Genomic DNA, 13,474 nt, shown 5'->3' on the forward strand with positions numbered 1-13,474 from the left:
GAAATGAATCTATATAAAAACGACATTGTATCTGTGATAACTCCGGTTTACAATGTCGAAAAATTTATAGCAGCAACCATTGAATCCGTAATGAATCAGGACTATAAAAATGTTGAACTGATTCTCGTGGACGATTGTTCCTCGGATAATTCCGCAAAGATTATAAAGGATTATCAAAAACTATATCCAAACATAATCTATCACCGGCAAGAAAAGAATCAGGGAGCAGCAGTTGCACGCAACACTGCGTTAAAAATTGCGCAAGGCAGGTATGTTGCGTTTCTCGATAGTGATGACCAGTGGTGTAATAGAAAGTTGCAAAAGCAATTGGAGTTTATGGGAGTGAAGAAGGCCGCTATTTCCTGTACCGCAATGGATACTTTTGACGAAAATGACAATTTTTTCGGTAATATAAGAGAAGTTAACCAAATCATTGATTACCAATTTTTACTTCATAACACTATGATTGCCACTTCAACTGTCATTGTAGACCGAAATCTCACCGGGGATTTTCAGATGCCTTTGAGAAGAGGCGGACAGGATTATGCCACATGGTTAATGCTTATGAGAAATGGTGCGGTATGCCACGGTCTTAACGAGACCCTTTCCCATTACCGAGTGCTCAAGAACTCGCTATCTTCAAATAAATGGAAGAGTATACGCCAAGTTTGGGAAATCCAGACTCAAGACGAGGGTATTAATAAGGTCTCTGCTGCCGTGAATCTTTGTCATTTCGTGTTCCATGGAATCGTTAAACATTTCATACGGTAATAAAAGATGATTGATAATAACTTACTCGACGAAGTAACCATAAAAGCCTAAGAAAGTCCGCGTCTTCGCATGAAATTTAATCTGCATGATAGCCTTGATGCTAAGGCGCAGCGTCTTATGAATGTCTTGCTTCCAGGGACAGTCTTGTCAATACATCGCTACATACATACTGCTGAAACATACGTGTTGCTTTGAGGGAAGATGTTTGTAGTCTTATATAATGACCAAGGAGTACAAGTAGAACGCTATCTCCTAGATCCTATAATCGGTAATTATGGAGTCCAGATCCCTATAGGACAATGGCATGGAATTGAAGTCATAGAGCCATCCGCGATTTTTGAAGTTAAAGACGGCCCATATATGCCTATCCAACCGGAGGATATGCTTGATTAATCCAACTTATTGAAAAATACGAATTGTTCCTAATTACTACAGCATATCAGAAGTCAAGAAGCAAAAAGAAACCAGATAAGACTGGTAAAGTCTTGTTCCATATAACTTGTAGATCTGATAATGAGCGAGGCGAAGCTCTTCGTTCGGTTAGTTCGGACATTTATGGTGCGCAAGATTCTGTTTTTGAATCGAAGCGTGAAGAAATTGTGCAATACCTAAGGATAATTTACTCCATTATTGAGAATCGTATCAATACCACGACTTACCCATCAATTGATGAAATTGCAGATGATTTCCGGCTTGCAATGAAAGGAGATCCTTCAATGAAAGCGATGTTGAAACGAGCTCATGAGGATTTCCCCGTCCGTGCTGATTGGGTTAGTATCGGTAATGAATATAAGCGATATTTCCAATTTATTTATCCCGAAGCGCAGGTGCTCCCGGATAAATTGCTGGAATATATAACACTGTTATCACAACAAGCGAAGAATAACGGTAAACAATCGATGTCTCGCTCATATAATAGTACTCGTTCGAGCCTCTCCAGATTCCTCAATGAGCATGATGTCCACATCAATGGTATAGACAAACATTTTGTTACACAGTATAGTGCATGGTTAAAAGAGAACGGAGTTATTGACAGTACCCAATCATTCTATCTGCGTACGCTACGTGCAATCCTAAATCGCGCAAAAGAAGACGGGATTGAGACGAAAGATGATGACATGTTCAAAGGCATGAACACGCGTGTAGAATTCTCAGAAAATAAGAGACCGCGCGCAACAATAAGCCGTGAAATATTAAATAAAATCTTGAAATTAAAATTTCAAGATAACCCTGAAGCTGAAGTCGCTCGAGATATGTTCATGTTCGCATTCTATTGTCGTGGTATGGAACTTACGGATGTTATGAATCTTACCTACTTAAACATTCAGGGTGACACATTGACATACAATCGCCGTGGAGTAGGGCGTCCTCGTGTCGTTACACTCGACAAATTTGCAATAAACATCATCAAGAAGTATAGGAATACAAGCGGTTACATCTTCCCAATAAAGGAAACGTACAAAGGCAATCAACAGTATTCAGTTAATGAAAGAGTTCGCCGCCATATCAAAGATATAGGCAAAGCTGTAGGATTCCCCGAACTAACGTTCAGTATGAATATTTCAGCATGGGAACACCTTATGTCCCAACTCAACATTTCAGAGTTACTCCTAAAATGTGAGTAGCGTTTTCATAAATATAACAAACAGCACCCAATAAGCATCAAGACAGCTCGGCCACTGGTCGGGCTGCCTTTGTTAATGGGAAAGTTTATGAGCCTCTTATGATAAGACTGATAGATTGTTTTGTTGTGATTTTTATCAAATTAGTTTGATGTCAATAATTTAAATGCTATTTATCCCATTTATAACAAAATCATAATTGGTCATAAATAAAAATATTTTGCGGACTGTTTATAGTTGGACAAGCGCACACATGATACTTTTGTAAACGTATCATGTTCCTGAAATCGGAGATTAATAAGTGGCTGATTAGCGAACAGCTCAAGTCAATCCGAGAAATTGAGGCTATAATGAGAATCAAGTGACTTAGCAAGAAAAGTCGAACCACAAATCTCACACTTCCTTTTTATTTCATACTTTGCAGGAGGCATATATATTGTTAAGAGTCCATAAGAGGAAATAAGGAGATATAAGGGACACTTCATCGCCATTTAAGGGACGTTCCAAATATGGTGCAAATATAACGAAAAATAAATCAAATATCATCTATTTCGACAGGGAATTACAAAAAAATGGAGTGTAACCTTTTGAGCTACACTCCATTTATATGGACTTAGATATTTCTAAATTGATGGATTACTTCACTTCCTCGAATTCTACGTCATCGACGTGGCCTTCGCCGGGGTTACCTGCCTGTGAAGCACCGGGTGTAGGACCTGCCTGTGAGCCGGCTGCCTGCTGGGCGTTGAGGATCTCCTGCTGGATAGCTCCGAAGACGCTCTGGATTTCGTTGATGGCGGGATCGATGGCTGCGACGTCCTGAGCCTTGTGAGCTTCCTTGAGCTTGTTGAGGGCGTTGTCGATCTGAGCCTTCTTGTCGGCAGGGATCTTGTCGCCGAGTTCCTGAAGCTGCTTTTCGGTCTGGAAGATCACGGTGTCGGCGTGGTTGAGCTTGTCGATCTTCTCCTTCTCCTTGGCGTCGGCTGCAGCGTTGGCTTCTGCTTCCTTCTTCATACGCTCGATTTCTGCGTCGGTCAGGCCGCTTGAAGCTTCGATACGGATGCTCTGCTCCTTGCCGGTCGCCTTATCCTTGGCCGATACGTTGAGGATACCGTTGGCATCGACTTCGAAGGTGACTTCGATCTGAGGTATGCCACGGGGAGCGGGTGCGATGCCGTCGAGGTGGAACTTACCGAGGGTCTTGTCATCCTTGGCCATGGGGCGTTCACCCTGAAGAACGTGGATTTCAACTGAGGGCTGGTTATCAGCTGCGGTTGAGAATGTCTCGCTCTTACGGGTAGGAATGGTAGTGTTGGCTTCGATCATCTTGGTCATCACGCCACCGAGGGTCTCGATACCGATTGACAGAGGCACAACGTCGAGAAGAAGTACGTCCTTGACATCGCCTGAGAGGACACCGCCCTGAATTGCTGCGCCGACGGCTACTACTTCGTCAGGGTTGACGCCCTTTGAGGGAGCTTTGCCGAAGAACTTCTCGACAACCTGCTGGATGGCGGGGATACGGGTCGAACCACCTACGAGGATCACTTCGTCGATGTCCTTTGCAGTCATGCCGGCATCCTTGAGGGCCTGCTCACAGGGCTTGATTGTGGCCTGAATGAGCTTGTCGGCGAGCTGCTCGAACTGTGAACGGGTGAGGGTCTTGACGAGGTGCTTAGGACCGGTTGCGGTAGCTGTGATGTAGGGGAGGTTGATTTCAGTCGAAGTGGTCGATGAAAGTTCAATCTTTGCCTTCTCGGCAGCTTCCTTGAGACGCTGGAGGGCCATAGGATCCTTGCGGAGGTCGATGCCTTCCTCTTTTTCGAATTCGTTGGCGAGCCAGTCGATGATCACGTGGTCGAAGTCATCACCACCGAGGTGGGTGTCACCGTTGGTGGCCTTCACTTCAAACACGCCGTCGCCGAGTTCGAGGATAGAGATATCGAATGTACCGCCACCGAGGTCAAATACGGCGATTTTCTGATCCTTGTCAGACTTGTCGAGGCCGTAGGCAAGGGCAGCTGCGGTAGGCTCGTTGACGATACGTTTTACTGTAAGACCTGCGATCTCGCCGGCCTCCTTGGTGGCCTGACGCTGAGAGTCGTTGAAGTAGGCAGGAACGGTGATGACGGCTTCAGTGACGCTCTGTCCGAGGTAATCCTCGGCTGTTTTCTTCATCTTCTGAAGGATCATCGCAGAGATTTCCTGCGGGGTGTATTCACGACCGTCGATATCGACACGGGGTGTGTTGTTGTCGCTGCGGACCACCTTGTAAGGTACGCGGTCGATTTCTTTCTCAACCTGATCGTATGTCTCACCCATGAAACGCTTGATCGAGTTGATGGTACGTTTAGGATTTGTGATAGCCTGACGCTTGGCGGGGTCACCTACCTTACGCTCGCCGCCATCTACAAATGCTACGATTGAAGGAGTGGTGTTACGTCCTTCGCTGTTAGGAATGACAACGGGGTCGTTGCCTTCGAGGACTGAAACGCATGAATTTGTGGTTCCAAGGTCAATACCGATAATTTTTCCCATAATGAGTTAGAATTTTTATATTTTTATGTTTAAGTTATTAATATCTCTTGATGCCGGGGATTGGTGTGGGAGGACTTCCGACTGTTTCCACTGTCCGGAGCTCTCTGCCCGACGTTCATAAAAGTAACAAATTTTGTGCCAAAATTGTTGAATGGGTTCTAACTCTCTTTTTATCAAATTTTTGTGAAAATATGTGTAACTGACAGAATGACTGACACGTCATGTCAGAAACGGCAGAGTGGCCGTTGTGCCGACATGACGTGTCAGAGGTGGAATGTGAGACAATTATAAATCCACTGCCCTTTTTGCTATTACCGTAGGGGTGGGGACTATGTGCACTACATATATAATTAACGTTAGATTTGTCTAAATGGAATGCTTATTTGAATGGAATGTTTATTTAGATGGATATAAAATATGTGCAGTTATCGGAATTATAAATTATATATGTAGTTGTTAGAATATAGAGTTGTTGTTGTTCCGGATGTGGTGCGGCGGAGTGGGGATTGCGGTTTGTGTCAGAGGAGCTCTATGCCGGCTTCGGCACATTTGCTGATCTGTTCCTCCGGCCATATCGAAGCCTGAACCTCACCGATGTGGGCTTTGTGGAGCAGGAACATGCACAGACGGCTCTGTCCGATGCCTCCGCCGATGGAGTAGGGCAGACGGCCTTCGACGAGCATCCGGTGGAAGGGGAGCTGAAGGCGGTCGGTGCATCCGCGGACCTCAAGCTGCTCGACGAGCGATTCGGGGCTGACTCGTATGCCCATCGAGGAGATCTCGAAGGGGATGTCGAGCACGGGATTCCAGAGGATTATGTCGCCGTTGAGGCCGTGGTAGCCGTCCTCGTTGAGCGAGATCCAGTCGTCGTAGTCAGGCGAACGGCCGTCGTGGGGTTCGCCGCCGTTGATTGGCGCGCCGATGCCTATGAGGAATATCGCGCCGAATTCCTTGGCTGCGAGGGCTTCGCGCTCGCGGGGAGTCTTGTCGGGGTAACGCGCGGCGAGTTCCTCAGCATGGATGAAGGTGATGTCGGAGGGGAGGACGGGGGTGATGTGGGGGAAACGCTCGAACACGAGTTGCTCCACTTCGAGGAGTGTGCGGTAGATGGTGCGGACTGTCTCCTTGAGATAGGCGAGTGTACGATCCTCCTTGCGGATGCTCTTTTCCCAGTCCCATTGATCGACGTAGAGCGAGTGGATATTGTCGAGATCCTCGAAAGTGCGGATGGCGTTCATGTCGGTGTAGAGGCCGTAGCCGGGGGCGATGTCATACGCTCCGAGTTTGTAACGCTTCCATTTGGCCAGCGAGTGGACCACTTCGGCGGTGCGTCCGCCCATGGCGTCGATCTTGAACGAGACGGCTTCCTCCACGCCGTTGAGGTTGTCGTTGAGACCTGTGCCTGTCAGCAGGAAGAGGGGGGCGGTGACGCGGCGCAGTTTGAGTTCGCGGGCAAAGATGGTCTGGAAGGCATCCTTGACCATTTTGATGGCCACTTCGGTGGTTTCGGGGAGAAGCTTGCGGTGATATTTTGAGGGGATGATTAGGGGCATGATGAGTGATTTTTGATGTAAAGCTATGCTTATTTTTGGCAAAGGTAAAGTTAAATATTGACATCTGCAAGCAAAATGCCGTAAAAAGTAAAATTTTTCTTTCAAAACGATAGTCGTGCGCTCTTTCGTGTGACTTTTATCAAGCGTCGGGACGGAGTTTGAAAAAATAGTGTCCGCAGGAGGATAATTGAGGTCCGAGGATGATAATTAGAAATAAATAAATTATATTTGCAGTAGGAAAACCAGTCATTTCAAGCATACATGACACCTGAACAAGATATAGACAAGGCTGTGGCCGTCCTCCGGGAGGGTGGTCTCATCCTTTATCCGACCGACACGGTGTGGGGCATAGGCTGTGATGCCACTGATCCGGCTGCCGTGCGCCGGGTGTTTGCGGTGAAGCGCAGGGCCGATTCAAAGGCTCTGATCACGCTCGTGGCGGATGTGGATTCGCTCGCGGCACATACGTCAGTGGATCGTGAGACGGCTTCGCGGATGTCCGCGGAGGCTGCTGACGGACGTCCGACCACGGTGATCTATCCCGGCGGACGCTCCCTCGCTCCGGAGCTGCTGGCCGATGACGGAAGCGTCGGGATGCGTCTTACGCGTGAGGCTGTCTCCTCGGCTCTCTGCCGGGGATTGGGCCGTCCGTTGGTCTCGACTTCGGCCAACATAAGCGGTGAGCCTGCTCCGGCGGTGTTTAAGGAGATCACGCGGGAGATCCTCGATGCGGTGGATTATGTCGTCGAGGCCCGCAGGGACGATGAGTCGCGTTCGTTGCCCTCGCGGGTGGTGAAGATTGAGTCTGACGGCTCGGTGAGGGTGATCAGGGAATAGGCTTCCCCCATGCCAAGCGGTATGGTCCTGCATTATGAATCAAGGCTCTGTCTCAAAATCTCAGTCTCACGGTTGAGGCGATGAGGTGAGACTGTCTCACGCGTGAGATTTTTGTCCGGTGAGATTGAGACAGCCGGATTCGGCATTGTCATCGGGCATACGCGCCACGCCGCGTCCCGACAGTTATCTGAACTTTTAAAACTCTAAATTCTGAACTATAATGAAGAGGCGCATTGCGTATGTCGTGGCTGACTATCTCTCGACCATTGTCGGGGTGATGGTCTTTACGGTCGTGCGCTTCGCGTTTATCCCCGACCTGCGTGAACGATTTTCGGGCTTATGGCGGTTTTTCTTCACTCCGGGACTCAAGCTCACCATGGCTCTCTTCCCGCTTTTCATGCTCGGTATCTATTACCTGTCGGGCTATTATGCCAATGTCCGTGTCAAGTCACGCATGACAGAGTTTCTATCGACAGGAGCGTGTGTGGCCGTCGGGTCGGTGTGTTTCTTTATGGTGGTGCTGCTCAACGATGTGCTGCCCCGACGGGTGCTCAACTATGAGATCCTGCTCGTGTTTTTCGGCTGTCTGTTCGTACCCGTCTATCTCACGCGCTTTTGCCTGACCACCTATTATATATCGTGCCGCCGCAGGGAGGGCATGGAGCGCGTGGCCGTCATTACGGATGAGGCTACGGATGTCGGCGAGATCGCGTCGGCCATACGCCGCAGTGGCATGGAGCTTGGCGGTGTGGTGCGTCTGCCGGCCGGTATGGAGTGCGGTGGTGGTGACGGTGATGAGCCGTTTCCGGATCGTCTCCGCCGTCAGCTCGGAGGGCTGGAGGCCGATTCATTCGCTGTCGCGCTTACGTCCGAGCGGGCTTCGCTCTTCCTCGGTGTCCTCGGCGGCCTATATCCCCTCGACCGTCCGATCTATGTGAAGCCCGACGATTACACCATGCTCGTCTCCAAGGTGACGTATGACAATCTTCTCTCCGAGCCTCTGATGGACGTCTCGCGCTCACCGTTGCCCGATTCGATCATGTCCATGAAGCGTGCGGCCGATGTCTGCTGCGCCCTTGCAGGGCTGCTGATTGTCTCGCCGGTCATAGCCGTGCTCGGAGTGATGGTCAAGGCCGGATCGGAAGGGCCGGTGTTCTATTCGCAGGAGCGTGTGGGCTACCACCGCAAGCCGTTCCGCATCTACAAGCTGCGCACCATGACGGTGGATGCCGAGAAGGATGGCCCTGCGCTGTCGGCCGACGATGATCCGCGCGTCACGCCTGTCGGACGTTTCATGCGTAAATATCGCCTCGACGAGCTTCCCAATCTCTGGAACGTGCTCCGGGGCGACATGTCGCTCGTCGGGCCCCGTCCGGAGCGCGAATATTATCTCTCGCAGTTGCGCGAACGTGCGCCTTACAGCGCGCTGCTTCATCAGGTGCGTCCCGGACTCACGTCGCTCGGCATGGTGAAGTTCGGCTATGCCTCCTCGATCGACGATATGCTGCTGCGCCTGAAGTACGATCTGCTCTACATTCAGAATATATCCCTCTCGCTTGACCTGAAGGTGGTGTTCTACACCGTCCGGACTATCCTGAGAGGAGAGGGGAAGTGACCGCTGATCCCTCCCCGCTATCAATATAGAGATGTGCATATTAACTGACAACTATCAACGGAAGATATATCAATGACTACCACCACAGTCCTCAATAACTTCGGTCACCGCTGCAACGATGCCTTCATGGCACTGCTCGTGTGGCGCGAACGCCACATAAAGGAAAAGACCTTCGTCATCATCCTCGCGCTCGTCGTGGGTATCGTGGCCGGAGTGGCGGCTCTCGTGCTCAAGACGCTGATCCATCTGATAAGCACCACGCTCACTTCGAGCATCAACATCGACGGCGGAAGCTATCTCTATCTAATCTATCCGCTCATAGGTATTTTCCTAACGGTGCTCTACGTGAAGTACGTCGTCCGCGATAACATCTCCCACGGTGTCACCCGCGTGCTCTACGCCATATCGCAGAACAAGTCGAGGCTTAAACGCCACAACATGTACACCTCCGTCATCGCCAGCTCCATCACCATCGGTTTCGGCGGATCGGTCGGAGCGGAGGGCCCGATCGTCTATACCGGAGCGGCCATAGGGTCGAATCTCGGAAGGGCGTTCCGCATGTCGCCCCGCATCCTCATGATCCTCGTCGGCTGCGGCGCGGCGGCAGGTATAGCCGGCATCTTCAAAGCCCCGATAGCCGGTATGCTTTTCACGCTTGAAGTCCTGATGCTCGACCTCACGACGGTCTCCGTCATGCCGCTCCTCATCTCGTCCATCACTGCGGCCACGGTGGCCTACGTGTTCACGGGCTACGACGTCGAATTCTTCTTCGTGCAGAGCGAGCCGTTCGTCACCGGGCGCATCCCCTTCGTCATACTCCTCGGCCTCTTCCTCGGCTTCGTGTCGCTCTATTTCACCCGTTCGATGAACATGATGGAGGGAGTGTTCCGCCGGTTGGGGACACCGTGGAAAAAGGTGCTCGTCGGCGGTGGCATAGTGGCTCTGCTCGTGTTCCTTTTCCCTCCGCTCTACGGCGAGGGCTACACCTCGATCACCGGTCTGCTCGGAGGCGACCCTGAATCGATCGTCAACAGCTCCATCTTCTACAAGGACCGCGACTCCGTGTGGTGGATTCTCGGCTTCATCGCCGCTCTCGTGCTCCTGAAATCATTTGCCACCGCCTCGACCAACGGCGGCGGAGGCTGCGGCGGCACGTTTGCCCCCTCGCTCTACGTCGGTTGCATGGCGGGCTTCTTCTTCGCCTATTTCATAAACACGGTGTTCGGCTACGACCTCTCCACCAAGAATTTCGCCCTCATGGGCATGGCCGGAGTGATGTCGGGCGTGATGCACGCGCCCCTGATGGGCATCTTCCTCACCGCCGAGCTCACCGGAGGCTACGATCTTTTCCTACCGCTGATCATAGTCTCGGCCATATCCTACGGCACTATCAAGTTCTTCGAGCCTTACAGCATCTACACGATGCGTCTCGCCCACGAGGGCAAGCTCATCACCCACCATAAGGACAAGGCTGTGCTGACGCTGCTGAAGATCGACAACGTCATCGAGACGGATTTCGTGTCCGTCAACCCCGGAATGAATCTCAAGGAGATGGTCAATGCCATTTCGCGTTCCTCGCGCAATCTTTTTCCCGTCATCGACGCGCAGGGATCGCTCCTCGGAGTGGTGCTCCTCGATGAGATACGCAACATCATGTTCCGCCCCGACCTCTACAAGCGCATGTATGTCCATCAGTTCATGTCGCTCCCTCCGGCCGTCATAGATGTCAGTCAGAGCATGGAAAGCGTCATGAATGCCTTTGACGATACGGGCGCATGGAATCTCCCCGTGGTCGAAAATGGCCGCTACGTCGGCTTCGTGTCAAAATCCAAGATCTTCAACTCCTACCGCCGCGTCCTCCGCCACTATTCCGAAGATTGACAGATTAGATGGCACGGATGTAATTGAACACGAATGGTTTGTAGGGACGCGGCGTGCCGCGTATGCCCGATGGACATGCCGGAAATGAATTGTCTCAAATCTCAATCTCACGTGGATGGCGGTCTCAATGAGACTGTCTCACCCATGACGCGTCATTTTTGAGATTGAGATTTTGAGACAGTTTATTTCCGGCAGGGTCGTTTCCGGCGTATTCATTTCCGGCATATCCATTTCCGGCATGTTCATCGGGCATACGCGGCACGCCGCGTCCCTACAAACCATTTGAGACGGTTCGTTTCCGGCATTTTCATTTCGCACGTTCATCTGGCATACGCGGCACGCCGCGTCCCTACAAACCATTTATCTATACTCTATACTTTAACCTCTATACTCTATACTCCCTACTACTTACTGCACTTCCTTGACCATTCGGTAGGCGGTGGCTCGGCTGACGCCGATTTCAGAGGCGATCTGGTCGGCTGTCATGCCTTGCTGTTTGAGTTCGCGTACCTGCTGCATCTTGTCAGTGCGCACGGTGGCTGCGCGTCCTCCTTCAGGGCGGCGTTCGGCCAGATGGGTTGCCTCCAGCCCCGTCCCGATGGAGCGGAAACCGATGAAATTCTCATAGACCTTGCCGAGCTGACACACGAGCACATTCTCACCGTCATAGACCTGCTCGCAGTTACGCTGCTTGATCTGCTTGATGTAACGCACATCCTTGCCGCAGTTGCTCTCGCCGATCGCAAAGGCCGAATCGGCAAAATTGATGAGCATTTTGGATCCCTGCAGGTCATTGCGCGTCAGCGGATTGCAGAGCGAACGCTTGGGCGTGTGAGCGAGCAGCAATATGCTCATTCCGCGCTTCTTTTTCAGGGCTACGAGCCGTTTCATCAGCGGCATGGCATCGGCGGCAGTCTCAGTGCCCGAAGCCATGAAGGTGATGTTGTCGATGATCAGCACACGGCTGCGGCAGGCGTCGAGATGGAGTTCGAGATCGCTTATGAGCTGGTCGGCAAACTCCTTTGAGGCAATTCCGTTAGTGTCGTCGGTGGAATCCATGTCGTAATAGAGTTCCACGCGGTTGAAGCGCGGGCTGAAATCGTAATACACCTTCCTTGTCTCGTCCTCCGGGTGAGGCGCGGAGTAGCGGCGGCCAAACTGGGCTATGCTCAGCTCGAAATCGGCATAGACGACCGGTTGAGCCATCGTCTCCGGCTTCAGTTCCGGGAGCGAGGTGTCACAGTAGCTTCCGTTGGAGACCATATCGGCTATCTGCACGGCCAGCAGCGACTTGCCGACGTTGGTATCGGCAAAGAGGATGCAGATCTCACCCTCATACCACAGCGGACCGCACAGCTGTTTCTGATCCATCGTGGCCGAGGCGAAATCAGCCCAGTTTGTGCCGCTCCACATACGTGTGATCGACGGTTTCGGCAGAGTAGCGTCCATGATCGCGCCGATCAGTTTAGGTGCAGATCCCCTGCGGACATCAGTCGCGTCATCCGTAGGGTCGCATTCCAATGCGACAGCGTCAGGCATGGCTGTGGCCGGTTCAGATTCCAATGCGGCCTCGTTAGGCATGGCTGTGGCCACTGCGTCAGCTGTGGGGACGGGCTTTGCCTTACGGCCACGCTTGGTGGGGGTCGTCGGGTCGGGCAGATCGTCGGTGGATAGATCCTTGGCAGAGTCAAGCCGTTTGAGGGCTTGGAGCTCGGCCTCTATGCCGGCGTTTAAATCAACCGGAGCGTTTGCGGCTGCATCAGCCATAATTCCGCGCAGAGAGCGGGGAACAGGAAGTTTCTTCCCACTTTTAGAAGTGAGGGAGACGACGCGTTTAGCTTTCTTGCGTACATCAGTCATAATATGTTCGGGGCGGAGAGGGATAGAGAGAGTTAGTAATAAGATAGAGTGTGTGTTGGTGAAGGGTTGTGGTGGTTCTTTTTACTCTCCGCAGTGCAAAGTTACGTCTCTGCTCCCCCCGAAAAGGTGCGATAATGAAAAACGAAAGGTAACATTTCAAACCCGATCGCATCATGTGCCGGAAATGAATTGTCTCAAATGGTTTGTAGGGACGCGGCGTGCCGCGTATGCCAAATGAACGTGCCGGAAATGAAAATGCCCGATGGACGTGCGGAAATGAAAATGCCGGAAACGAAAATGTCGGAAATGGACGTGCCGGAAATGAAAATGCCGGAAACGAACCTACCGGAAACGAAAAATTCCGATAACTATGTCGGATTGAATTTGTTGGACATCTTCGATGCCCTCAATTTCTGATACGACAATTACCCCGCACCTCCCTCGCTGTCGGCTGACAAAAATTTCCCTACGGTCAATTTTTATCGCCTCCGCTCGGTCGTGGCGGGGCTATGATTGCATCACCGCTTCGCGGTTTAGCCTGTGACTACCCGGATTCGCATTACTGCTCGGTCGTGGCGGGGCTATGATTGCATCACCGCTTCGCATTTATGCGTAAAGCTTTACCATTGTCTCAAATCTCAATCTCACGTGGATGGCGGTCTCAATGAGACTGTCTCACCCATGATGCGTCATTTTTGAGATTGAGATTTTGAGACAGTTCATTTCCAGATGTGTTTATTAACGGCACGTTCATCGGGCATACGCGGCACGCCGCGTCCCTACAAACCATTTGAGAC

General features: G+C 51.2%; 9 protein-coding genes and 1 pseudogene. 7 read left to right on the forward strand and 3 right to left on the reverse strand.

Annotation, left to right across the window (positions count from 1 at the left end):
• Positions 1-3 precede the first annotated feature (3 nt).
• From K2G41_RS11540 to K2G41_RS11550, 3 genes and pseudogenes are all read left to right on the forward strand, one after another.
• The gene (locus K2G41_RS11540; protein WP_300118361.1) at positions 4-771 is read left to right on the forward strand and encodes a glycosyltransferase family 2 protein; all 768 of its coding nucleotides are present in this window, start codon (positions 4-6) and stop codon (positions 769-771) included.
• 6 nt (positions 772-777) lie between these two features.
• A pseudogene (locus tag K2G41_RS11545) lies at positions 778-1,164 on the forward strand (WbuC family cupin fold metalloprotein).
• Positions 1,165-1,187: 23 nt separating this feature from the next.
• A complete protein-coding gene (locus K2G41_RS11550) occupies positions 1,188-2,396 on the forward strand; it encodes a site-specific integrase (protein WP_300118364.1) in 1,209 nt (402 codons plus the stop codon).
• Between the two features lie 633 nt (positions 2,397-3,029).
• Here the strand turns inward: K2G41_RS11550 and dnaK are convergent.
• Both dnaK and asnA read right to left on the reverse strand, forming a co-directional pair.
• The gene (gene dnaK / locus K2G41_RS11555; RefSeq protein ID WP_300118368.1) at positions 3,030-4,931 is read right to left on the reverse strand and encodes a molecular chaperone DnaK; all 1,902 of its coding nucleotides are present in this window, start codon (positions 4,929-4,931) and stop codon (positions 3,030-3,032) included.
• Positions 4,932-5,449: 518 nt separating this feature from the next.
• Positions 5,450-6,484, reverse strand: coding sequence for an aspartate--ammonia ligase (gene asnA, locus K2G41_RS11560; protein ID WP_300118371.1), 1,035 nt, complete (start codon positions 6,482-6,484; stop codon positions 5,450-5,452).
• A 261-nt stretch (positions 6,485-6,745) separates the two neighbouring features.
• Between asnA and K2G41_RS11565 the strand changes: the two genes are divergently transcribed.
• The 3 genes from K2G41_RS11565 (at position 6,746) to K2G41_RS11575 (ending at position 10,817) form a co-directional block, all read left to right on the forward strand.
• Positions 6,746-7,321: an L-threonylcarbamoyladenylate synthase gene (locus K2G41_RS11565; RefSeq protein ID WP_300118374.1), complete on the forward strand. Its 576-nt coding sequence runs from the start codon at positions 6,746-6,748 to the stop codon at positions 7,319-7,321.
• Positions 7,322-7,541: 220 nt separating this feature from the next.
• Entirely contained in the window at positions 7,542-8,936 is a 1,395-nt protein-coding gene (locus K2G41_RS11570) for a sugar transferase (RefSeq protein WP_300118377.1), read from the forward strand.
• Positions 8,937-9,062: 126 nt separating this feature from the next.
• On the forward strand, positions 9,063-10,817 hold the full coding sequence (locus tag K2G41_RS11575; protein ID WP_300118416.1) for a chloride channel protein: 1,755 nt from the start codon (positions 9,063-9,065) through the stop codon (positions 10,815-10,817).
• A gap of 408 nt (positions 10,818-11,225) precedes the next feature.
• Here K2G41_RS11575 and K2G41_RS11580 read toward each other — a convergent pair whose 3' ends face one another.
• Positions 11,226-12,677 (reverse strand): AAA family ATPase, encoded by a 1,452-nt coding sequence (locus K2G41_RS11580; RefSeq protein WP_300118380.1) that lies wholly within the window; start codon positions 12,675-12,677, stop codon positions 11,226-11,228.
• Between the two features lie 234 nt (positions 12,678-12,911).
• Between K2G41_RS11580 and K2G41_RS11585 the strand changes: the two genes are divergently transcribed.
• Positions 12,912-13,094, forward strand: a complete 183-nt coding sequence (locus K2G41_RS11585) for a hypothetical protein (RefSeq protein WP_300118383.1) — start codon at positions 12,912-12,914, stop codon at positions 13,092-13,094.
• The last annotated feature ends 380 nt before the right edge of the window (positions 13,095-13,474 follow it).

Origin of the sequence: Duncaniella sp., assembly GCF_029056165.1 — a bacterium.
Lineage (GTDB): Bacteria > Bacteroidota > Bacteroidia > Bacteroidales > Muribaculaceae > Duncaniella.